This is a genomic window from Curtobacterium sp. MMLR14_002, assembly GCF_001864975.1.
Taxonomy (GTDB): Bacteria; Actinomycetota; Actinomycetes; order Actinomycetales; family Microbacteriaceae; genus Curtobacterium; species Curtobacterium flaccumfaciens.
Map to the genome: position 1 here is coordinate 249,482 of NZ_MJGT01000050.1, position 22,486 is coordinate 271,967.

The 22,486-nt window shown below is 71.1% G+C and carries 21 protein-coding genes; 12 read left to right on the forward strand and 9 right to left on the reverse strand.

What is annotated here, in order from left to right; translation table 11 throughout:
• Positions 1–375 precede the first annotated feature (375 nt).
• From BIU91_RS07815 to idi, 3 genes are all read right to left on the reverse strand, one after another.
• Entirely contained in the window at positions 376–1,395 is a 1,020-nt protein-coding gene (locus BIU91_RS07815; protein WP_017886425.1) for a LacI family DNA-binding transcriptional regulator, read from the reverse strand.
• Positions 1,396–1,511: 116 nt separating this feature from the next.
• Positions 1,512–2,561, reverse strand: coding sequence for a magnesium and cobalt transport protein CorA (locus BIU91_RS07820; RefSeq protein WP_071404930.1), 1,050 nt, complete (start codon positions 2,559–2,561; stop codon positions 1,512–1,514).
• A gap of 246 nt (positions 2,562–2,807) precedes the next feature.
• A complete protein-coding gene (gene idi, locus BIU91_RS07825; RefSeq protein WP_071246200.1) occupies positions 2,808–3,350 on the reverse strand; it encodes an isopentenyl-diphosphate Delta-isomerase in 543 nt (180 codons plus the stop codon).
• Between the two features lie 21 nt (positions 3,351–3,371).
• Between idi and BIU91_RS07830 the strand changes: the two genes are divergently transcribed.
• The 7 genes from BIU91_RS07830 (at position 3,372) to BIU91_RS07860 (ending at position 9,805) form a co-directional block, all read left to right on the forward strand.
• Positions 3,372–4,430 (forward strand): polyprenyl synthetase family protein, encoded by a 1,059-nt coding sequence (locus BIU91_RS07830; RefSeq protein ID WP_071404931.1) that lies wholly within the window; start codon positions 3,372–3,374, stop codon positions 4,428–4,430.
• Positions 4,427–5,365, forward strand: coding sequence for a squalene/phytoene synthase family protein (locus BIU91_RS07835; protein ID WP_071404932.1), 939 nt, complete (start codon positions 4,427–4,429; stop codon positions 5,363–5,365). The genes BIU91_RS07830 and BIU91_RS07835 overlap by 4 nt, the downstream gene beginning before the upstream one ends.
• Complete coding sequence (gene crtI / locus BIU91_RS07840; protein WP_139196536.1) at positions 5,362–7,002, forward strand: phytoene desaturase family protein; 1,641 nt, start codon at positions 5,362–5,364, stop codon at positions 7,000–7,002. The genes BIU91_RS07835 and crtI overlap by 4 nt, the downstream gene beginning before the upstream one ends.
• On the forward strand, positions 7,002–7,334 hold the full coding sequence (locus BIU91_RS07845) for a lycopene cyclase domain-containing protein (protein ID WP_027464925.1): 333 nt from the start codon (positions 7,002–7,004) through the stop codon (positions 7,332–7,334). The genes crtI and BIU91_RS07845 overlap by 1 nt, the downstream gene beginning before the upstream one ends.
• Positions 7,331–7,765, forward strand: a complete 435-nt coding sequence (locus tag BIU91_RS07850; protein ID WP_071404933.1) for a lycopene cyclase domain-containing protein — start codon at positions 7,331–7,333, stop codon at positions 7,763–7,765. The genes BIU91_RS07845 and BIU91_RS07850 overlap by 4 nt, the downstream gene beginning before the upstream one ends.
• Positions 7,762–8,688: a prenyltransferase gene (locus BIU91_RS07855; protein ID WP_071404934.1), complete on the forward strand. Its 927-nt coding sequence runs from the start codon at positions 7,762–7,764 to the stop codon at positions 8,686–8,688. Before BIU91_RS07850 ends, BIU91_RS07855 begins: the two co-directional genes overlap by 4 nt.
• Before the next feature lie 73 nt (positions 8,689–8,761).
• Positions 8,762–9,805 (forward strand): Gfo/Idh/MocA family oxidoreductase, encoded by a 1,044-nt coding sequence (locus tag BIU91_RS07860; protein ID WP_071404935.1) that lies wholly within the window; start codon positions 8,762–8,764, stop codon positions 9,803–9,805.
• A gap of 193 nt (positions 9,806–9,998) precedes the next feature.
• Here the strand turns inward: BIU91_RS07860 and BIU91_RS07865 are convergent, their stop codons facing one another.
• Positions 9,999–10,739, reverse strand: coding sequence for an MBL fold metallo-hydrolase (locus tag BIU91_RS07865; RefSeq protein ID WP_071404936.1), 741 nt, complete (start codon positions 10,737–10,739; stop codon positions 9,999–10,001).
• A gap of 63 nt (positions 10,740–10,802) precedes the next feature.
• Between BIU91_RS07865 and BIU91_RS07870 the strand changes: the two genes are divergently transcribed.
• The 4 genes from BIU91_RS07870 (at position 10,803) to BIU91_RS07885 (ending at position 13,610) form a co-directional block, all read left to right on the forward strand.
• On the forward strand, positions 10,803–11,315 hold the full coding sequence (locus tag BIU91_RS07870) for a hypothetical protein (protein ID WP_071404937.1): 513 nt from the start codon (positions 10,803–10,805) through the stop codon (positions 11,313–11,315).
• 4 nt (positions 11,316–11,319) lie between these two features.
• Positions 11,320–12,351, forward strand: coding sequence for a YihY/virulence factor BrkB family protein (locus BIU91_RS07875; RefSeq protein ID WP_071404938.1), 1,032 nt, complete (start codon positions 11,320–11,322; stop codon positions 12,349–12,351).
• A gap of 61 nt (positions 12,352–12,412) precedes the next feature.
• A complete protein-coding gene (locus tag BIU91_RS07880; RefSeq protein ID WP_071404939.1) occupies positions 12,413–12,904 on the forward strand; it encodes a VTT domain-containing protein in 492 nt (163 codons plus the stop codon).
• A 10-nt stretch (positions 12,905–12,914) separates the two neighbouring features.
• On the forward strand, positions 12,915–13,610 hold the full coding sequence (locus BIU91_RS07885) for an SDR family oxidoreductase (RefSeq protein ID WP_071404940.1): 696 nt from the start codon (positions 12,915–12,917) through the stop codon (positions 13,608–13,610).
• A 30-nt stretch (positions 13,611–13,640) separates the two neighbouring features.
• Here the strand turns inward: BIU91_RS07885 and BIU91_RS07890 are convergent, their stop codons facing one another.
• Entirely contained in the window at positions 13,641–15,212 is a 1,572-nt protein-coding gene (locus tag BIU91_RS07890) for an ABC-F family ATP-binding cassette domain-containing protein (protein ID WP_071404941.1), read from the reverse strand.
• A 274-nt stretch (positions 15,213–15,486) separates the two neighbouring features.
• Between BIU91_RS07890 and BIU91_RS07895 the strand changes: the two genes are divergently transcribed.
• Entirely contained in the window at positions 15,487–15,912 is a 426-nt protein-coding gene (locus BIU91_RS07895) for a DUF3151 domain-containing protein (RefSeq protein ID WP_071404942.1), read from the forward strand.
• Between the two features lie 89 nt (positions 15,913–16,001).
• On the opposite strand, the gene BIU91_RS07900 is transcribed toward BIU91_RS07895, so the two are convergent.
• The 4 genes from BIU91_RS07900 to BIU91_RS07915 are packed head-to-tail and all read right to left on the reverse strand — an operon-like array spanning position 16,002 to position 22,451.
• Positions 16,002–19,046, reverse strand: coding sequence for a glycoside hydrolase family 2 TIM barrel-domain containing protein (locus tag BIU91_RS07900; protein WP_071404943.1), 3,045 nt, complete (start codon positions 19,044–19,046; stop codon positions 16,002–16,004).
• A complete protein-coding gene (locus BIU91_RS07905; RefSeq protein WP_027464914.1) occupies positions 19,043–19,978 on the reverse strand; it encodes a carbohydrate ABC transporter permease in 936 nt (311 codons plus the stop codon). The genes BIU91_RS07900 and BIU91_RS07905 overlap by 4 nt, the downstream gene beginning before the upstream one ends.
• Entirely contained in the window at positions 19,975–21,096 is a 1,122-nt protein-coding gene (locus BIU91_RS07910) for a sugar ABC transporter permease (protein ID WP_071404944.1), read from the reverse strand. Before BIU91_RS07910 ends, BIU91_RS07905 begins: the two co-directional genes overlap by 4 nt.
• The gene (locus BIU91_RS07915; protein WP_071404945.1) at positions 21,093–22,451 is read right to left on the reverse strand and encodes an extracellular solute-binding protein; all 1,359 of its coding nucleotides are present in this window, start codon (positions 22,449–22,451) and stop codon (positions 21,093–21,095) included. Before BIU91_RS07915 ends, BIU91_RS07910 begins: the two co-directional genes overlap by 4 nt.
• Positions 22,452–22,486 lie beyond the last annotated feature (35 nt).

Below are 22,486 nucleotides of genomic sequence, written 5' to 3' on the forward strand. Positions count from 1 at the left end.
CTGGCAGGTACTCCGGGGACGCCGGGCGGTTCCGGGCGTACCGAGACGTTTCGGGCGTACCCAGTCGTTCCGGGCGTACCTGGGCCGAACTTCGTGGCAGGTATGCCCGTTTGTGGCAGGTACTCCGGGGCGGCCGGGTGGTTCCGGGCGTACCGAGACGTTTCGGGCGTACCCAGTCGTTCCGGGCGTACCTGGCCCGTTTCGGGCGTACCTGGGCCGAACTTCGTGGAAGGTATGCCCGTTTGTGGCAGGTACTCCGCGGCGGCCGGGTGGTTCCGGGCGTACCTGGTCGTTTCGGGCGTACCGGGCGTCTCCGGGCGTCCCTGGGCAGAAGTTCGTGGCAGGTACTCGGGGCGTGGCGCGGCCCGAGGCGCGTCAGCGCGTGCGGGGCGCGCTCGTGGAGGCGCGCACGACCAGCTGCGGGACGATGTCGATCGGGCGGAGCAGTTCGCCCTCGCTCGGCAGCAGCAGATCCACGCAGCGACGCCCGAGCTCGGCGAAGTCGACCTGCACCGTGGTGAGCGGTGGCCAGAAGTGCTTCGCCTCGGGGATGTCGTCGTAGCCGACCACGGACAGGTCACCCGGGACGTCGAGTCCGTACGAGCGCGCTGCGTGCATGACGCCGAGCGCCATCTGGTCGTTCGAGCAGAAGATCGCGGTGCAGTCCCGCCACCGCAGCAGCTCACGGCCGGCGTGGTAGCCGAAGTCGGCGGTCCAGTCGCCCAGGATCGGCGGCGCGACGGCCATGTCGCGGTCGGACATCTCGCGCAGGAACCCCTGCATGCGGGCGTCGGCCTCGATCCAGTCCTGTGGTCCGGCGATGTGCCGCACGTACTCGTGCCCCAGGTCGAGCAGGTGTGCGGTCGCGAGCCGGGCGCCCTCCATCTGGTCCACCCACAGGGCGGTCGGGTCCTCACCGACGCTGGCGCGCATGGTGACGTAGGGGGTGCGGATACCGAGCTCCGCGATCAGGTCGAAGACCCGCTGCTGGGGCGCGATGACGACGATGCCCTCGACGTCGAGGTCGAGCAGGTGCCCGAGTCCCTCACGCACGGCGGCGTCGGTCGCCTCAGCGATGTTCGCCGTCGTGACCGAGTAGCCGCGGAGCATCGCGGCGTCCTCGATCGCCTGCAGCGCCACGGCGGGACCGTAGTGGGCGCGGCGGGCCGTCAGGACGCCGATCGTGTGGGTCCGGCTCGTGACCAGGGCGCGTGCGGCCCGGTTCGGCCGGTACTGCAGCTGCTCCATGGCCGCCAGGACCTTGTCGCGTGTCTCGGCCCGGATCGCGTCCGAGTTGTTCAGCACCCGCGAGACGGTCTGGTGCGAGACGCCCGCGATCCGTGCGACGTCACGGATGCTGGGCGAACGCGGTTGCTGTGTCCGCGATGACGCCATTGCTGCTCGTTTCCGCCCGGGTGTCGTGGCACATCGATGTGCACGTTCACATCCGGGCCAGATCATTATGCACGTCCGGCGGATCGACGCCACCTGTGCGCCGATCCGCCTTCGGCTCAGAGCCAGTTGCGCTTGCGGAAGATCGCCCAGAGCACGCCCATCAGCAGGAGCATGCCGAGGATCGCGACCGGGTAGCCGTAGTGCCAGTGCAGCTCGGGCATGTGGTCGAAGTTCATCCCGTAGACACCGGCGATCAGGCCCGGTGCGAACAGGATCGCCGCCCACGACGAGATCTTCTTGACCTCCTCGCCCTGGCGGTGTGCTGCCCGGGCGAGTTGCCGGCTCTCCTCGCCCTGGGCCAGGCTCGCGCTGGTCATCCGGCGCATCGCCTCGTTCTGCTCCTGCGACACCAGGGTGGCGTGCAGGGTCAGGGCGTTCTCGAGCAGGGCGCGGAACGAGTCGACCCGCTCGGTGACGCGGAGTGCGTGGTCGTGCACGTTGCGGAGGCGGTGCTGCACGTCGTCGTCGACGCCGTACTTGTCGGCACCGCGGAGCAGCCCCGTGACCATCGCCGGCACCGGGGTGGTGGCCCGCTGGAACGCGAGGACCTCGCTGAGCAGCTGGTAGATGCGCTTCGAGACCCCGGGGTCGACCTGCCCGGCGAACAGCTGGTCCTCGATGGCGTCGATCTGCTCCTGCAGGACCTGGACGACGGGGCCGTAGCCGTCGACGACCTCGTCGAGCACGGCCGCGGTCACGGCCTCGGACCCCTTCGCCAGGAACTCCGGGTCCGCCTCGACCTGTGCCCGCAGCACCGCCAGGTCGGGTCGGGCGGCGTGCCGGACACTCACGACGAAGTGGTCGCCGACGAACAGGTGCACCTCGCCGAACTCGACGGTGCCCTCGGACGGGTCGAACCAGGCCGGCCGGAGCACCAGGAACAGGGTGTCGCCGTAGCGCTCGAGCTTGGCGCGCTGGTGTCCCTTGCGGGCGTCCTCGACGGCGTTCTCGTGCAGGTCGAACTCGGTGGCGACGGCCTCGAGCTCGTGCGGGTCGGGCCGGAGCAGCCCGATCCACGTCAGGTCGCCACGAGCCGGGCGCGACAGGGTCGACGGAGACTCCACGCGGCGTCCCCGGACGTAGATCGCGTTGTCGATCAGTGCCATGTGCGTGCTCCTTCGGTGGGGAGCAGGCGGGCGCGATGGCGCCCCGGAGGCGATCCGGGGCGGGGCAGGGTCAGCGAGCGGGCGCGACGACCGACACGGGCGGCCGGCCCGATCGAGGATGGTCACCCGACATCGCGCCTCACCTGCCCTTCTCGTCTCGTCGTGGCGGCGCCCAGAGCGCTGCCGACGGTCGAGCGTACGCCTGCGGCGCGGGTCGGACAACCCGTCGCGGCAGGCGCAGGAGCGTCAGCGCGTGACGTGCAGCCCAGCGGTCTCGAGCTCGGCGAGCTGCCACCCGAGCCATGGGCTCCAGGCGAACGGTGCGCCAGCGACGGCCTGCCTGAGAGAGTCCTCGGACACCCATGCCCACTCGGCGACCTCGTCGTCCGCGGGCGCCGGGGTGTCGTCGGTCACGGCACGGAAGACGGGGCAGACCTCGTTCTCCACGATGCCCGAGGCGTCGACCGCGCGGTACCGGAACTCCGGCAGCACGACCTCGACGTCACGCACGGTGATGCCGAGCTCGCGAGAGGCCCGACGGGCGATGGCGTCCTCGAAGGACTCGTCCGGACCGGGGTGGCCGCAGAAGGTGTTCGTCCACACCCCCGGCCAGGTCTTCTTCGACAGTGCTCGTCGGGTCACCAGGACGTCACCGTCGGTGTTCCGGACGTGGCACGAGAACGCCAGGTGCAGGGGCGTGTGGGCTGTGTGCACCGTGAACTTGTCCGCCGTGCCGATCGGGGTACGGTCGTCGGCCAGGAGCACCACGGATTCAGGGAAAGCGTTCATCTGTGTCGATAGGTTAGGCCAATGAGCGAGGAAGCGACCACCGTGCCGCACATCGACCTCGCGCTCGTCGACGACTGCCTCGAGCGCTTCTTCGCCGTGTCGTCGGCACGCGCCGAGCGCTACGGCCGACCGTCCGAAGAACTGTGGCGCGTGCTCCGCAAGGCGAGCATGGGCGGCAAGCGCTTCCGGCCCCGCATGGTCATGACCGCGTACGCCGGCATGGGCGGCACCGACGTGCACGCAGCCGCCAACGTCGCCGCGGCCTACGAACTCCTGCACACCGCACTCGTGGTGCACGACGACGTCATCGACCGCGACTGGTCGCGCCGTGGTCAGCCGAACGTCGCCGGGTCCTTCCGTGACAACGGGACGACGGGCGGCCTGCCGTTGCCGACGGCCGAGCACCGGGGGATGAGTGCGGCGGTCATCGCCGGTGACCTGGCGCTCGCCGGTGCGCCCCGCTTCATCGAGGCTGCGGGCGTCGACGGCACCCGCCGCGAGCGGCTGCTCGAACTGCTCGACGAGGCGGTGTTCGCCAGCGCTGCCGGCGAGATGACCGACGTCGACCTGGCGCTCGGCGTGATGCCGACGGTGGACGAGGTCCTGGCGATGGAGCGGGCGAAGACGAGCGTGTACTCGTTCGAGGCTCCGCTGCAGTCCGGTGCCGTCCTGGCCGGCGCTGACGAGGAGATCGTTACCGCCCTCGGGGCCTTCGGTCGCGAGATCGGCATCGCGTACCAGATCGTCGACGACCTGCTCGGGGTGTTCGGTGACGAGACCATGACCGGCAAGACCGTGCTCGGCGACCTGCGCGAGGGCAAGCGCACCATGCTGATCGCCTACGCGGCGACCACGGACTGCTGGCCCGACCTCGAGCCGTACCTCGGCGACCCGGACCTGACCGAGGCGCGCGCGGACGAGGTCCGTGCGACCCTGGTGTCCTGCGGTGCGCGCGGCGCCGCGGAAGCACGCGTCGCCGACCACACCGCACTCGCCCGGGCCGAGCTCGCCCGGCTGCCGTACGACCTCGCCGACCGCCTGGAGGCCCTCGTGACCGAACTCGTGGAGCGCGCCCGGTGACCCACAGCACCACCACGGCGACCGGATCCCGTCCGGCTCGCCTCCAGCTCTACGACGCCACGGCCGAGGCCGCGTCGGGTGTCGTCATCGACCGGTACTCCACGTCGTTCGGCCTGGCGAGCCGCATGCTGGCCCGCGACACGCGCGAGCACATCCGGAACGTCTACGCGCTGGTCCGCGTCGCGGACGAGGTCGTCGACGGCCCCGCGACCGAGGCCGGGCTCGACCGCGAGCTCGCCCGCACGGTGCTCGACGAGCTCGAGGCCGACACCGAACGGGCCATCGCGCTCGGCTTCTCGGTGAACCCGGTCGTCCATGCCTTCGCCCGGACAGCCCGCGCCACCGGCTTCGGCGCCGAGCTCACCGCCCCGTTCTTCGCCTCGATGCGCATGGACCTCGACCGCACCGAGCACGACGACGCCTCGTTCGACGCGTACGTGTACGGCTCGGCCGAGGTCGTCGGCCTGATGTGCCTGCGCGCGTTCGTGTACCGCGCCGGTCGGCCGACGTTCGACCAGGCCGAACTCGTCGCCGGTGCACGTGCGCTCGGTGCCGCGTTCCAGAAGGTGAACTTCCTGCGTGACCTGCACGCCGACTTCGAGGTGCTCGGTCGCTCGTACTTCCCGGGCGTCGACATCCGGTCGTTCGACGAGGCCACGAAGGACCGCCTGGTCGCCGACGTGCAGGCCGACCTCGACCACGCAGCACGCACGATCCGGCTGCTGCCGGCCGACGCCCGCAACGCCGTCGGACTCGCACACGCGCTGTTCCAGGAACTCAACGACCGACTCGCGCGCACCCCGGCGAGCCGCCTCGTCACGACGCGCGTGCGCGTCCCCAACCCGGTGAAGATGCGCCTCGCGGCGCAGGTCCTCGCCGGACGCGCACCGCTCCGGTCGCGCGTCACCACCCACCGGCCGGGAGGCTCCTCATGACCCCGCCCCGCGCCTCCCGACCGACGACGGCCGCCACCACCACCCGGCGCAAGGTGCCCGCACGCCGCGCGGTCGTCATCGGCGGCGGCATCAGCGGCCTGGCGGCCGCTGCGCTGCTCGCACGCGACGGCTTCTCGGTGACGGTGCTCGAGCAGCGCACGCAGCTCGGCGGCCGTGCCGGCTCGTGGGAGCAGGACGGGTTCCGGTTCGACACCGGGCCGTCGTGGTACCTCATGCCCGAGGTCTTCGACCACTTCTTCCAGCTGCTGGGAACGTCGGCCGAGGCCGAACTCGACCTGGTGAAGCTCGACCCCGGTTACCGCGTCTACAGCGAGGGCCACGACGAGCCGATCGACCTGCGCGCCGACGCCGAGGCCAACATCGCGTTGTTCGAGTCCATCGAGCCCGGTGCCGGCGAGCGGATGCGGAAGTACCTCGCGTCGGCCGAGGACACCTACACGATGGCCGTGCGCCGGTTCCTCTACACGAGCTTCCAGGACCTCACGAAGCTCGCCGCACCCGACGTCCTGCGTCGTCTGCCCAAGCTCGCGCGCCTGCTGCTCGAGCCGCTCTCCACCTTCGCCGAGACCGCGGTGCGCGACCGTCGCCTGTGGCAGATCCTCGGCTACCCGGCGGTGTTCCTCGGCACGAGCCCGTACGCGGCACCGAGCATGTACCACCTGATGAGCCACCTCGACCTGGCCGACGGCGTGCTCTACCCGAAGGGCGGCATCACCGAGGTGATCTCCGCCGTCGAGCGGGTCGCCCGGGCCGAGGGCGCGAAGATCATCGCCGGTGCGAAGGTCGAGCGGATCGTCGTCGAGGACGGCGTCGCCACCGGGGTCGTCCACCGCGACCGCGACGGCGTGCAGCACACGGCCCCCGCCGACCTCGTGGTCAGCGCTGCCGACATGCAGCACACCGAGATGCAGCTGCTCGAGCGTGAGCACCGCACCCACGGCGCCGACCACTGGAAGAAGCGCGACCCGGGCCCGAGCGCGGTGCTCGTGTACCTCGGCATCGACGGTCCGACGCCGGGCCTGCTGCACCACACCCTGATGTTCACCGCGGACTGGAAGGCGAACTTCGGCGCGATCTTCGGCGACGACCGGCACGTGCCGGACCCCGCCTCGATCTACGTCTGCGCCCCGTCCGAGACCGACCCGAGCGTCTCCCCGCCCGGTACCAGCAACCTGTTCATCCTGGTGCCGCTGCCCGCCGACCTGTCGATCGGCAAGGGCGGCATCGACGGTGCCGGTGACTACCAGGTCGAGCAGATCGCCGACCGTGCCATCGACGTGCTGGCCGAGCGCGCCGGGGTGCCGGACCTGCGCGACCGCATCCGGGTCCGACGGACGATCGGACCGCGCGACTTCGCCGACGACCTGAACGCCTGGAACGGCTCGATGCTCGGCCCGGCGCACACCCTGAAGCAGAGTGCGTTCTTCCGCGAGAAGAACGCGTCGAAGAAGGTCGAGGGGCTGTACTACGTCGGTGCCTCGACGATCCCGGGCATCGGTCTGCCGATGTGCTTGATCAGCGCCGAGGTCCTGCTCAAGCGCATCCACGGCGACCGGAGCACCGAGCCGCTGCCGACGCCCCTCGGGGCCCCGCGGGACCGGACCGAGACCGCCTGATGCCCGGGGTCTACCTCGCCGGCCTGGTGGTGTCCCTGGTCGGCATGACCGTGCTGGACGCCCGCTTCCGGCTGTTCTTCTGGCGGGCACCGTGGCGGGCGGCGGCCGTGATGGTCGTCGGCGTCGCGTTCTTCATGGTGTGGGACGTCGCCGGTGTCGCTGCCGGCATCTTCTTCATCGGGCCGCAGAACCTGCTCACCGGGGTGCTCCTGGCGCCCGAGGTCCCGCTCGAGGAGCTCTTCTTCCTGCTGCTGCTCTGCTACTCGACGATGGACCTGGTCGGCTTCGTCCGGCCCCTGGTGCAGCGGGCGACCGATCGGCGGCGGGCGTGAACGGCACCGGGGCGTACGCGCTCCTGGCCCTGCCGTTCTTCGGCGTCACGGCCGTCGTGGCCGTGGTCGCCGGCGTCGTCGCCGCCCGCCGGGCCCGTGCGGCGGGTCGACGGCCCGCGGTCGGGCGCCGGGTCGCGGTGCTCACGTCCGTGATCGCCGGCGTCGCGTTGCTTGTGATGACGATGGTGTTCGACAACGTCATCGTCACGCTGCGGATCGTCGCCTACGACCCCTCGCTCATCAGCGGTGCGAAGATCGGTGCGATCCCGGTCGAGGACCTCGCCTACGCGATGTCCGCCATCGTGCTGCTGCCCAGCCTGTGGGTCCTGTTCGACCGGACGGGCGCACGCGACCGGACCGGCGCACGCGACCGGACGGGCTCTCGCCCCGCGCTCGGCCCGACCACAGCACCAGCAGAGGACACGAAGTGAACGCCAGCACCGCCTCCAGGCCGTCGACCCTGCGCGCCCTGTTCGTGTCGTCGCGCCCGATCAGCTGGGTGAACACCGCCTACCCGTTCGGCGCCGCGTACCTGCTCGGCAGCGGGGTCGGTGTCGAGGGCGGCGGCGGGTTCTCGCTCGTCGCTTTCCTGGTCGGCGTCGTGTACTTCCTGGTGCCCTACAACCTGGCGATGTACGGCATCAACGACGTCTTCGACTACGAGTCCGACCTGCGCAACCCGCGCAAGGGCGGCGTCGAGGGCGCCCTGCTCGACAAGAGCGTCCACCGCACCACGCTGTGGGCCGTCGTCGTCACGAACGTCCCCTTCCTCGTCGCGCTCGTGGTGCTCGGCGCGGTCAGCGGCAACGGGCCGTGGTCGTGGCTCGTCCTGGCGATCAGCGTCTTCGCGGTCATCGCGTACTCGGCACCGGGGCTGCGGTTCAAGGAGAAGCCGTTCCTCGACTCGCTCACGTCGAGCACGCACTTCGTCTCGCCGGCGATCTACGGCCTCGCCCTGGCGGGCCCGCACTGGACCGGTGAACTCGTCGCCGTCTGCATCGCGTTCTTCCTGTGGGGCGTGGCCTCGCACGCGTTCGGTGCCGTGCAGGACGTCCTGGCCGACCGCGCCGGCGGCATCGGCTCCGTCGCGACCGTCATCGGTGCACGGGCCACCGTCCGCCTGGCCTTCGTCGCCTACCTGGTCGCCGGCGTCGCGCTGCTGTTCTCGGCGTTCCCCGGGCCGATCGCCGCGATCGTCGTCATCCCGTACGCGCTCAACGTGCTGCCGTGGTGGAACATCACGGACCAGGGCGCCGAGGCCGCGAACGCCGGGTGGAAGCGCTTCCTCTGGATCAACTACCTGGCGGGCTTCATCGTCACGATGGCACTCATCGCGTACGCCTTCACGCACTGACAGACTGGACGCACGCACCGCGGCGTCCGTGGTGCGTCACCAGTCACGACGGCAGTCACGAAGGAGTGCGCGCATGAGCGTCCGGATCATCCACGTCGGTCTCGGAGGGTGGGGCGGCAACTGGGCCCGCACCGCCATCCCAGAGGTGTCGGAAGTGCAGGTGGTCGCGATCGTCGACCCGTCGGCGCCGACGCTCGAGGCCGTGCGGACCGACCTCGGGCTCCCGGCCTCCGCGGCGTTCGGGTCCCTGACCGAGGCGCTCGCCGCGGTCGAGGCCGACGCCGTCGTCATCACCGCCCCGGCCGTGACGCACGTGCCGCTCGCGCTCGAGGCCCTCGATGCCGGCAAGCACGTCCTGGTCGAGAAGCCGTTCGCCAACACCACCGACGAGGCCGTCACCGCGGTCCGTCGCGCCGAGGAGGCCGGCCTGGTGCTGCAGGTCAGCCAGAACTACCGCTGGTACCCGGCACCGCGGGTCGTGCAGGAGATGCTCGAGGCGGACGTCGTCGGCGAGGTCTCCGCGATCAACGTCGACTTCCGGCAGTGGGACAACGACCAGCCCGCCGAGACGTACCCGCACTACCGGTTCCCGCACGCGATGATCAACGACATGGCGATCCACCACTTCGACCTGCTCCGGATGATCACCGGGCAAGAGGCCGTCCGGGTCTTCGCCAAGGCCAGCTACCCCGCCTACAGCAAGTACCAGGACGAAGCGGTTGCCTCGATGATCATCGAGCTCGACGGCGACACGGTCGTCAACTACCGCGGCAGCTGGCTGAGCCGCGGCCCGCGCACCGCCTGGGCCGGCGAGTGGAGCATCGAGGGCGAGGACGGCGAGCTCTGGTTCACGAGCCGCGACGGTGAACCGAACGCGGTCGACGGCGACCGGGTCACCGTCCGCCGCACGCAGGACGACGTCGCCGAGCCGGTCGAGCTCCCCGTGCTCGCGCACACCGACCGCCAGGGTGGGCTGCAGGCGTTCGCCCGCTCGGTGCAGGGCGGCCCCGCCCCCGAGACGAGCGGTCGTGACAACCTGCGGAGCCTCGCGCTGATGGAGGCCGCCGGCCGCTCCGCGGCGTCCGGCCTGCCCGAGGACGTCGTCGTCCCGTCCTGACCGCGACCACCCTCGGCCTGGAGGCGCGGGGCGGGCCCGCACCGTGCCTCCAGTCCGGCTCTGGTCGCGTCCACCGCGTCGGTGACCTTTCGCGCACGCCCCTTCTGCGACGTTTCGCGCTCACCGACAGTCCACGCGTCGGAGCGCCCGTGAGGTGTCGCTGAGCGCGTGGACTCGCGAGCTGGTCGCCGCGTCAGGCGGCGCCGGCCACCCGCCGCGCCTGCGCGACGGCCCGCCGCACGCCGAGCGACCAGCCCGGCCCGTGGCCGGGCAGCACGTGCTTCGCCTCGGTGTCCGCGAGCCGGTCGAGCGACGCGACCGCCGTGTCGACGTCGGAGGTCGCCGCGGGTGCGACGATCCGCGGTCCGATCCCGCCCGTGTACGGGTCGAAGGTGACGAGCGCGTCCCCGGCGATCACGGCGTCGCGGTCGGCGAAGTGCAGTGCCACGTGGCCGTCGGTGTGCCCCGGGGTCTCGATGATCCACGGGTTGCCCGGCACGTCGGCGCGGCTCTCCATCGGTTCGGTGTCCGCGATGCCGTCGACCGTGACCGCACCGGCCAGCAGCATCCGGCCCAGGGGGCGCAGACCACCCGGGTGGAGTGCCACGAACCCGAAGCGGTTCGTCTGCGGCCGGTACGAGTACGGGTGCGCGGCGAGGTGCCGGTCGCCCGGGTGGACGAACACGGGCGTACCCCAGTCGCGGTGCATCCGTGCTGCGGTGCCGACGTGGTCGAAGTGGCCGTGCGTGAGCAGGAGCCCATCGACCTGGTCGGGCGTGTAGCCCAGGTCGTGCACGGCGAGCTGCAGGTGCGGCCACGCGGCGGGCAACCCCGCGTCGACGACGAGCAACCGATCGCCGGTCTCGACGAGGTACGTGTTGGTGTGTGCGATCTCGAGGCGGTGGATCCCCTCGGCGGCGTCCCGGAAGAGCATGTGCGGCACGGTAGACGCGGCCTGCTGGGCACGATCCCGGGTGGGACGTGTACGAAATGGGGAATGGCCAAGGACAGTCTGCCCGAGCTCGAACTCGCCAACGTGCGCACCCGCGAGGGCATCACGGACACCGTGACGGAGCTGAAGCGACGCGCGGACCTGCCCGCCCGCACGCGGCTCGCGGTCGCCAAGACGAAGCAGCGGTGGCACCGGGATCCCACGCCGCTGGTGGCGATGGGCATCACGGGACTGACCGGTGTCGCGGCGATCGTCCTCGGCATCGCGCTGCGGAACCGCCCCGCCGGGCACCTGGCCCAGCCGCCGGCGAACTCGGCCTTCACCGCGCTGCTGCCGTTCGGTGCGCGTGGCGACGCCCCGGCGAAGGAGCAGGCGCAGGCAGGTCGCAAGGGCCGGAAGGCGCGGGCCAAGGCGGCGGAGGAAGCCCTGGAGCAGGACCCGGCGCACCGCGCCCGCGTGAAGCAGCAGGTCGGCATCGCGGCGGTGCAGCGACGGGCGAACAAGAACCGCAAGCAGGCGGTCAAGCGGTCGAAGCAGGCCGTGAAGGCGAGAGGGTAGTCACATGGCGCACGAAGAGCACAAGCCGGATCCGGACGACGCCCGGAAGCCCGACAACCCCACCGACCTCAAGAAGCCGACGCTCGTCTACACGCTGAAGAAGACGCTGCGCGAGTTCACGAGCGACCAGTGCACCGACCTGGCGGCGAGCCTGACGTACTACTCCGTGCTCGCGCTGTTCCCCGGGCTGCTGGCGGTCGTGTCGATCCTGGGCCTGGTGTCGGACCCGAAGAAGACGATCGACACGCTCCTCGACATCATCGGCAACATCGGGTCGCAGCAGGTCGTCGAACTGATCCGCGACCCCGTCGAGGGGCTCGTCCGCTCGCCTGCCGCGCCCATCACGTTCATCGTCGGTATCGTCGGCGCCCTCTGGTCGGCCTCCGGGTACGTCGGCGCCTTCGGCCGTGCCATGAACCGGATCTACAACGTCCGTGAGGGCCGCCCGATCTGGAAGCTCCGCCCGACCATGCTCGGCGTGACCGTCACCACCGTCGTCCTGCTCGTGGTCGGTCTGCTGGTGCTGGTGAGCGCTCCGCTCGCCCGCAGCTTCGGCGACGTCATCGGCCTCGGCGACGTGGCCGTCACCGTCCTGTCGATCGTGCAGTGGCCGATCCTGCTCGTCATCGCGATCATCGTCGTCGCGGTGCTCTACTACTGGTCGCCGAACGTCAAGCAGCCGAAGTTCACCTGGGTCAGCGGCGGCTCGATCCTGGCGCTCCTCATCTGGATCATCGCCAGTGTCGGCTTCGGGTTCTACGTCGGGAACTTCTCGAACTACAACGCCACGTACGGCTCCCTGGGTGGGGTCATCGTGTTCCTGCTGTGGATCTGGATCACGAACAATGCCCTGCTCTTCGGTGCCGAGTTCGACGCCGAGATCGAGCGGGGTCGCGAGCTGCAGGCCGGCATCCGTGCGGAGGAGGACATCCAGCTCCCCGAGCGCGACACCCGCCAGATCGAGAAGCAGGACGAGAAGCGCGCGCAGGACGTGCTCGAGGGCATCCGCATCCGCCAGGGCGTCGACAACGACTGACCGCGGTTCGTCCGACCACCGCTGACGGGCGCTCTCCGGGTCGGGGCGCTACGGTGCGAGCGTGCCGTCCTTCCTCGAGGGGCTCCCGTTCCGGTGGCTCGTCCTCGCGCTCTTCGTGATCGTGTTCTGCCGTGCGCAGGCCACGTACTGGGTCGCGCGGCTCGCGGTGACGGGTGCGTCCCGATCGCGGTGGGGCGGCTGGCTGCGGTCGCCGGCGGTCCGTCGCGGTTCGGCGCTGCTCGAGCGCTGGGGGTTGCCCGTCGTGACGGTGAGCTTCGTCGTGGTCGGCCTGCAGACGGTGATGAACGCCGCAGCGGGGCTGGCACGGGTCGCCTGGTGGCGGTACACGATCGCGATGGTGCCGGGATGCGTGGCCTGGGCGTTCCTGTACGCGACGGTCGGGCTCGCCGTGTTCTGGGCGGTCGTCGCGGCGCTCGCCGGCTCGCCGTGGGGCATCGCGGCGCTCGTGGGCCTGGTGGTCGTCGCCGGCGTCGCGCTGACGGTCCTGCGTCGTCGCCGCGACCGCACAGGAGGCCCGGCTCGGCTTCCGTAGGCTGGCCTCCGTGACGACAGACCAGCTCCAGAACCGTCCGGTCGCCCTGGTGACCGGAGCCACCCGCGGCATCGGCCGCGCGATCGCCGCCGACCTCGGCCGCACCCACCACGTGCTCGTCGGCGGCCGGTCCGCCGACGCCGTGGACGCCCTCGTCCAGGAGCTGCCGAGCGCGGCGCCGTTCGTCGGCGACCTGGGCGCGGGCGAGGTCCCGGCGCTGCCGGATCGGCTCGACGTGCTCGTGCACTCGGCCGGTGTCGAGCAGGGCACCACCGTCGCCGACACCCCGCGCGCGGTGTGGGAGCAGGTCTTCGCGACGAACGTGTTCGCGGTCGCCGAGCTCACCCGGCTGGCGCTGCCGGCACTGCGGGCAGCCCGGGGCATCGTCGTACCGATCAACAGCGGCTCCGGGTTCCACTCGGGCCCCGGCGGTGGCGTGTACGCGGCGTCGAAGTTCGCGCTGCGGGCCTTCGCCGACGCCCTGCGCGAAGAGGAGCGGGCGAACGGCGTGCGGGTGTCGAGCGTGCACCCGGGCCGGACCGACTCGGACATGCAGCGGCAGCTCGTGGCGAAGCTCGGGGAGTCCTACGACACCGACTACTACCTGGCGCCGGAGGACGTGGCCGCCGCGGTCCGCACCGTCGTCGACATGCCCGAGCGCGGCACCGTCGAGTCCCTCGCGATCCGTCCGACCCGACGGCGCTGATGTTCGGACGGCGCTGACGCCGACCCTCGGCTACCGCAGCTCGATCCGTTCGTCGAGCTCGAGCCGTTCCAGGAACGTCTCGTCGTGGCTCACCACGACGAGCGCTCCCCGGTAGGCCCGCAGCGCGTCGACGAGCTGGTCGACGCTCGTCAGGTCGAGGTCGTTCGTCGGCTCGTCGAGCACGAGCAGCTGCGGCGGCGGGTCGGCGAGCACCAGGGCCGCCAGCGCCACCCGGAACCGCTCGCCGCCGGACAGGTCCCCGGCCGGGCGGTCGACGGTGTCCCCGCGCACCAGGAACTTCGCCAGCCGGTTGCGGACCTCGGCGACGGGGACGTGCGGGGCGTCCCGGCGCACGTTGTCGAGCACCGTGGCGGTGTCGTCCAGGCTGTCCTTCCGCTGCGGCAGGTACGCGATCCGGTCGACGTGGGCGACGGCCGTGGTCTCGGGCAGCGGGTGCTCCCGGGCCGCGGGGTCGCCGACGAGCTGCTCGAGCAGGGTGGACTTGCCCACGCCGTTGTCCCCGGTGACGGCGATCCGTTCCGGCCCCTGCACGATGACGTCCCGGCCGCGGACGGTCACGGTGGCGATCCGACGCGATGCCGGCACGTCCGGGTCGGGCAGGGTGACGTGGATCGACTCGTCGTCGCGCAGGCGGAGCTCGGCCTCGCGCTTGGTGGCGAGTGCGGCGGCTTCGTCGTCCGCGTACCCGACGCGCAGTCGACCGGCGGTCTCCTGCGCCTTCTTCCGCTGCTCGTTCGCCAGGATCTTCGGCATCGAGCGGCCCGCCTTCTCACCGGCCTTGGCACGACGCGCGATCTTCGTCTCCGCCTCGATGCGCTGCCGCTTCTCGGTGCGGTGCCGCTGGTCGGCGACGCGGACCTCGCGCTCGACGGCCGCCTGCTGCACGGCCAGGTGCTCCTCGAACGCGCTGAACGTCCCGCCGAACACCGTCATCGCCCCGGCGCGGAGCTCCACGGTCTCGTCGACGTGCTCGAGGAGTTCCCGGTCGTGGCTGACGAGCACCAGGGTGCCGCGCCAGTCGTCGACCAGGTCGAGGAGCAGCCCGCGGGCCCGGCGGTCCAGGTTGTTCGTCGGCTCGTCCAGGAACACGATCGGCCGGGCGCGCAACCGCACCCCGGCGACGGCGACGAGCACCGACTGCCCGCCGGACAGCGTCGACACCGGCCGGTCGAGGTCGGTGCCGTCGAGCCCGACCCGGTCGAGCACCGCGGCGGCCCGTTCCTCCAGGTCCCAGTCGTCGCCGACTGCCTCGAGCTGTGCTGCCGTGGCGTCGCCGGCCAGGACGGCCCGGAGCGCGGTGAGAGTGGGCCGGATGCCGAGCAGGTCGGCGACGGTGTCGTCGATCCCCGTTGCAAGGCGCTGCGGCAGGTGGTCGACGGGACCCGACGTCGTGATGCTGCCCGACGTGGGGTGGAGCCGGCCGGTCGCGAGCCGGACCAGCGTGGACTTGCCGGCCCCGTTCCTCCCGACCAGGCCGGTCCGGCCACGTCCGAAGGCGGCGGTGAGGTGGTCGAGCGCGACGGTGCCGTCGGGCCAGGCGAAGGTGACGTCGTGCAGGACGACGGACGGACTGGTGGGCATGGGGGTGTCTCCCGGTGTCGATGCTGGGCGCACGACACCGAGGCCACCGCGGTGCGGTGGAGCGCCCGACGGGGCGCGCGATCACGGTGTCAGCGCGTGGGCTGAGCGGTACCGGTGATCGACAGCAATCCGTCTGCTTCCGTCGGGGGACCCCCGTGTCCGCCATCCGTTCCGCCGGTCGGTCTCCCGCCCCGGCGGCCCCGCGATGACGACGAGGTGACCTCCACGGTAATCCCGTGACACGGGCACCCGCAAGGGATGACAGGCTGGGGGCATGCCGGAGAACCTGTTGCCGACCCCGTCGTCGAACCCCGAGACCCTGCTGCCCGCCGAGCCGGAGGTGACCGCCGCGATCGAGGCGGAGGCCCCCGTCGCCAGCGTGGTGGTGTCCTACCCGTCGTCGAGCCTGGCGTGGGCGTTGCTCGCCGACGAGGCGTGGGCGCGCGGCGCGACCCTCGAGTCCTATGCGTACGCCCGTGTCGGGTACCACCGCGGGCTCGACGCGCTGCGCAAGGCCGGCTGGCGCGGTGTCGGTCCGGTGCCGTGGTCGCACGAGCCCAACCGTGGCGTGCTGCGGGCGCTGTTCGCCCTGCGGCGTGCGGCCGAGGCGATCGAGGAGCCGGGCGAGGCCGAGCGCCTGACCGACTTCCTGAACGCGAGCGACCCCGAGGCCCTGCGCGCCCTGTCCGACGGCGCGTAGCTCCCGCGCGCAAAACACCGGTGTTCGCACTGCACGCCGCGGGATGCGGGTGTGCAACGTGCGAACACCGGTGTTTTGCGCGTGACCGCCTAGCCCAGCAGCACGCTCCAACTGAACGCCTGCGGCCAGAGCTGGTGCTCCGGCAGCACGTCGAGCCCGCACGCCCGACTGCCGAGCCCGTGCTGCGCGGCGTCGAGGTACAGGTACAGGTGGTCGGACGTGGGCAGCTCGTACGGGTGCTCGGCGCGGTCGATCTGCTGCGCGGTCCACGGCGACAGGGTGAACCCCGCACGGTGCGACCCGACCGTCGTCACGGTGAACGGCCCGACCGACAGCTCCCGCAGGTCGGGCCGGTACCCGGTCTCCTGCGGCCGCGAGTACTCCACCCCGAGCGAGCGCACCGGAGCGGTGAACCGGCCGACACGGGCAGCGTGCGAGGAATCGGCGTACGACTCCAGCGGTCCGGTCCCGAACCAGGTCGCGTCCGCATCCGCCAGCGACGCCGGCAGGTCGAACCGCACCCCGATCCGCGGCCACGTGACGTCCCAGGCGCCGAACGGCACGGCGTCGGTCTGCAGCACGAGCCCGCCGGACGTCAGGGTCCAGCGGTGCGTGACCTCGAGCCCCCACCCGCTGTTCGCCGCCGCGACGCGGACACGCTGCTCCAGACCGGAGTCGGTGCGCGACACCGACACCAGCCGGTGCGTCAGCCGGTCCAGCCCTCGGTCGCGCCAGCGCGTCGCGGACGGGGGAGCGGTCGGGTCGCCGACACCGTGCGTGAGCACCGGGTCCGCGGTCTCGTAGCCGCCCTGTGACGCCAGGCTGTCGTTGTCCGTCGGTGCACGCCACAGCTCCAGACGGGGCCCGGCGACCTCGTGCCCCTTCCACGACACCAGGTCACCGCGGGCACTGAAGGTGCCGTCACCCAGGTGGTCGCCGTCCCACCCCTGCCGGGAGGCCCGTGGTGCGTCCGCCGCGCGCGCCGCGACGAGCCGCTGGGTGCGTGCGACGACGTGGCCGGTGTCCGCCCACGCGGTCGGCCCCGCCAGTTCCACGGTCAGGTCGAACCAGAGCTCGTCGCCGGGTGCGAGTTCGGACGTGGCCGCGTCGAGCACCTCGGAGGGCACCGGGACCGTCGCCGACTCACGGGCGGCGACGATGCCCGTGGACAGGCGCCCCGAGGCCTCGACGACGCCGTTCCGCGACAGGGTCCAGCACAGCCGGAGCCCGGCGGTCGATGCCGAGTGGTACCGGTTCTCGACCAGCACCGTGGTGTCCGAGACCGCGAGCCGGATCGGGGCCACGACGGCCGCGAACTCGGCGAGCCCCGGTGTCGGGGTGTCGTCGGGCAGTACCAGGCCGTCCATCACGAAGTTGCCGTCGTGCACGACCTCGCCGAAGTCCCCGCCGTAGGCGTAGTAGTCCTCGCCGTCGTGCGTCTTCGCGAGCAGGCCGTGGTCCCGCCACTCCCACACGAACCCGCCGTGCAGCCGCGGGTACCGGTCGACCAGGGCTTCGTACTCGGCGATCTGCCCCGGGCCGTTGCCCATCGCGTGCACGTACTCGCAGTGGATGAAGGGCTTCGACCGCTGCCGTGCGGCCGCGGCCGGGCCGCAGCCGAGCAGGGGCGTCGGGGTGCCGCCGCCGATCGACTCGGTCTCCTGCAGCGTCGGGTACATCCGCGAGTAGACGTCGGTGTACTCGCCCGTGTAGTCGCCCTCGTAGTGCACGGGGCGCACGGCGTCGCGGTCGTGCACCCACTGCGACATCGCCGCGAGGTTCCGGCCGGTGCCGGACTCGTTGCCGAGCGACCACATCACGATCGACGCGTGGTTCTTGTCGCGCTCGACGGTGCGGGCGATGCGGTCGAGGTAGGCCTCGGCCCACGCCGGGTCGTCGGAGGGGTTGCCGACCCAGTCGGTGAACAGGAACCCGTGGGTCTCCAGGTCGCACTCCAGGATCACCCAGAACCCGAGCTCGTCGGCCAGGTCGAGCACGCGGGGGTGCGGCGGGTAGTGCGAGGTGCGGATGGCGTTGACGTTGTTCCGCTTCATCAGCGCCATGTCGGCGCGGGCGTGCTCCTCGTCGAACACCCGGCCGCGCACGGGGTGGGTCTCGTGCCGGTTCACGCCGTGGAACACCACGCGCTCGCCGTTCACCAGGAACCGGTCGCCGACGATCGACACGGTGCGGAACCCGAGTCGGAGCGAGACGGTCTCACCACCGGCGGCACCGCCCGAGCCGGCCGCCGCGGAACCGGTCGACAGCATCGCGTCGTAGAGCTTCGGCAGCTCGGCACTCCACGGCTCGACGCCCTCGACCTCGATCGGCGCGACGTCGTCCGCCGTGGCCCAGGTCACGTCGACGCCCAGGTCGGGCACCGCGAACCGCACCGGGAACACCGCGTCGAGCGTCGGGAACGTGATCGTGCCAGTCCCCGTCTCCGGCCGTCCCGAGGCCGCGGTGCCCGCCGAGGCAGCCGTGCCGAGCGTCGCCCACCAACCGGCCTGGACGAACACGTCGTCGATCGGTGCCGTGGGTCGGGCGAGCAGGGTGACGTCGCGGAAGATGCCGGGCAGCCACCACTGGTCCTGGTCCTCCAGGTAGGACGCCGCCGACCACTGGTGCACCCGGACCGCGAGTTCGTTCGCCCCCGGGCGCACCAGTTCGGTGACGTCGAACTCGGTCGCCAGGCGCGAGCCCGTCGACCACCCCACGAGCGTCCCGTTCAGCCACACCCGGAAGTGCGACTCGACCCCGTCGAACCGCAGCAGCACCCGGCCGGCACCGTCGAACGACGACGGCAGCTCGAACGTGCGGCGGTGGTCACCGGTCGGGTTCTCCTCCGGCGGGTGCGGCGGGTCGATCGGGAACGGGTACTGCAGGTTCGTGTAGCTCGGTGCGCCGTGCCCGTGCAGCACCCAGTGCGACGGCACCGGGAGCTCGCCCCAGGCCGGGTCGTCGTCCTCCCCACCCTCGGTCGCGAAGTCCTCGGAGACCGAGGCGACGGGCGACCACCGGAACCGCCAGTCCCCGTTCAGCGACAGGGACGGGGCGTCGGTGTGCAGCCAGGTACGGGGTGCCAGCCGCGAGTCGGAGCCGGGTGCGGTGGACGAGAGTGCGGAGTGGGTCAACCCTTGACCGATCCTTCCGTGAGGCCTCCACGCCAGAAGCGCTGGAGGACGATGATGGCGATGACGAGCGGGATGACCGAGACGAGCACCCCGCCGGTGGTGAGCTGGTAGAACTCCGGCAGGCGGTCGACCTGCGAGCGCCAGTTGTTCAGACCCAGTGTTATCGGGTACAGCTTCTGGTCTGCCAGCATGATGAGCGGCAGGAAGAAGTTGTTCCAGATCCCGACCACCTGGAACAGGAACACGGTGACGAGCGCCGGGGTCATCTGCCGGAGCACCACGGTGTGGAAGATCCGCAGTTCGCCGGCACCGTCGATGCGTGCCTGTTCGAGCAGGGTGGTGTCCACCGACGCGGCGGCGTACACCCGGCACAGGAACAGCCCGAACGGCGACACCAGGCTCGGGATGAGCACGCTCCAGTACGTGTCCGTCAGTCCCATCGACGAGAACAGCAGGAACAGCGGCAGTGCCGTCGCGGTCCCCGGCACGAGCACGCCGCCGAGGATCGTGCCGAACACGAACTGGCGCCCCCGGAAGTCGTACTTCGCCAGCGCGTACCCGCCGGCCGCGGCGAAGTAGGTCGCCAGGACCGCACCGACGCCGGAGTACAGGATGCTGTTCGCGATCCACCGGACGAAGATGCCGCCGTCGTAGGTGAACACCTGCTGCAGGTTGCTCCAGAGCGCGAACTCGCCGCCGAACCAGAACCCGTTGGTCGAGAACAGCGCGCCCGTGGTCTTCGTCGCGGCGATGACGACCCAGTACAGCGGGACGATGAAGTACAGCGCGACGACGACGAGGATCCCCGTGACGACGATCTGCGAGCGCGGCGACCGGTCGAGCTTCCGTCGCTGGTGCGCACTGATCGACGTGGTGTCGACCGGGACGGCGGTCTTCGCCGTGGCCGGCGCTTCGATGGCTTCGCTGGTCATGCGTCGGCCCCCTTCGTTCCGTTCTGCAGACCGGACCTGGCCTGGAGGCCCGGTGCGGCTTGGGAAGTGCCGTTGCTGCCCGCCGCAGCGCGCGTCTGGAGCGCGGTGCGGGCCTCCCGGCCGTCGCGCCGTGCGCGCTTGCGGCGGTCGCGTTCGTCCTTGGGCGGTCGGTTCGTCAGCGCGAGGAACGTGAACGACAGGATGAACGCGGCCAGCGCGATGATGACCGCCTGCGCACTCGCGACGCCGTACTCGTTGAACGCGAACGCGTTCGTGTAGGCGGCGTAGTTCGGCGTGTACTCGGTGTCGATCGCCGGGGCGACCGTCGACAGGATCTGCGGCTCCGCGAAGAGCTGCAGGGTGCCGATGATCGAGAACACCGTCGTGAGCACCAGGGCCGGTGCGATGAGCGGGATCTGGATCCGCCACGCGACCTGGAACGCGTTCGCACCGTCGACCTTGGCGGCCTCGTAGACCTCGCCGGGGATGGACTTCAGCTGCGCCACGATGATGAGCATGTTGTAGCCGGTGTACGTCCACGTGACGATGTTCGCGATCGACCACAGCACGCTGTTGGCACCGAGGAAGTCCGGCTGCAGCCCCATCGACTGCAGCAGCGACACGATCGGCGACAGGCCGGGCACGTACAGGAACGACCACAGGATCGTGGCGATGACGCCGGGGACGCCGTAGGGCATGAAGTAGATCGCCCGGAAGAAGCCCGGCCAGCGGGCGCTCGCCGACTCGAGCAGCAGCGCGAGGATCGTGCAGGCGATGATCATCACCGGGACCTGGACGATGCCGAACAGCAGCATGCGGCCGATCGAGGCGACGAACCCGCTGTCCTGCAGGGCGATCGCGTAGTTGTCGAACCCGGCGAACCGGCCGACCACACCGTCCTCACCGAACAGGCCCTCGCGGTCGACGGTGGTGAACGACTGGAACAGGGCGCTGATGATCGGGATGACGAACGTCAGCAGGAACAGGGCAAGGAACGGGGCGAGCAGGATCCACGGGGCACGCTTCTGCGCGCTCGTGGCCTTCGTGCTCGTGCGGAACGCGGGCGTCCCGCCGGCCGGTCGGCCGGTGGACTGCCTGGTGGTGGTCTGCTGGGTCATCGTGCCGTCCTGACGCTGAGGCCCTTGTCCTTGAAGGACTGGACGATCTCCCGCTGTGCGAGCGCCACGGCGTCACTGAGCTTCAGGCCCGAGGTGAGCTTGCGGCGGAACTGGTTCTGCAGGCTGGTGAAGGCCGACTGGGTCACCGGGGACCACGACCAGTCGATGTTCTGCTCCTTCGAGGCCGGCACGAAGACGTCCTCGTTGTAGTTCTGGCCGGAGAACCACTTCGACGGCTTCTCCCGCTGCGCCCCGATGTAGTCGACCGCGGGCGACCAACCGATGCCGCAGTGCTCGATCATCGCGTCGATGCCCTCCTTCGAGGTGGTCATCCACGTGATGAACTCGAGCGCCTCCTTCGGGTGCTTCGCGTTCGCCAGCACCGCGGCCGTCGAACCGCCGATGGCGCTCGATCCGAAGCCGTCGGCGCCCCACTTCTGCATCGGGGCGACCTTCCACTTGCCCTCGCCGCCCTGCACCGACTCGATCAGGGCGTCACCCCAGCTCGCGCTCGTGACCGCGGCGATCTTGCCGCTCGCGGCCGCGGCGTACCACCCGGGGGAGTACGCGCCGGCACTCGTGTCGACGAGCTTGTCGTCGATCACGCCGTCGAAGAAGTCCGCGACCATCAGGGTCTTGTCGTCGGTCATGTCGACGACCCACTCGTCGCCGTCGACCTTGAACCAGCGCGCGCCGGCCTGCTGTGCGTACGCGGCGAACGGTGAGGCGTCGGCGACCGGGAACACCTCGAGGTAGTTCTGCTTCCCGGTGCTCCGGACCTTGTCGGCCAGGTCACGCCACTCGTCCCAGGTCGTCGGGGGTTCGCCACCGGCCTGCTCGAGGATCGCGGTCTGGTAGTAGAACCCCATCGGGCCGGTGTCCTGCGGGATGCCGTAGATGCCGTCGACGAACGACACCTGCGCCCACGCGGCCTCGTCGTACTTCGACTCGAAGTCCTTCGCGCCGTACCGGGCCAGGTCGACCAGGCCGTTCGCGAGCATGAACTCGGGGATCTGCCGGAGCTCGACCTGCCCGATGTCCGGGCCGCCGCCGGCCGCGAGCGCGGAGTACATCTTCTGGTACCCGCCGCTGTTGCCGCCGGGGATCCAGTTCGCCGACACCTGGATGTCCGGATGTGTCCTGTTCCAGACGTCGCAGACCTTCTGCAGGTCCTTGAGCCAGGCCCAGTAGGTGAGCTGGACGGTCTCACCCGAGGCCGCGGCGGGCACGAGGGCCGCCTTGTTGACGTTGGTCGAGCCCGGGACCGCACAGCCGGCGAGGAGTCCCGCCGCCGCGGTGCCGAGGCCGAAGCCCAACAGGTGTCGTCTCGTGATGGGTCGTGGTCGTGGCGCCATTGCCGCACTCCGTTCGTCGTTGATCGGGGTTGTCG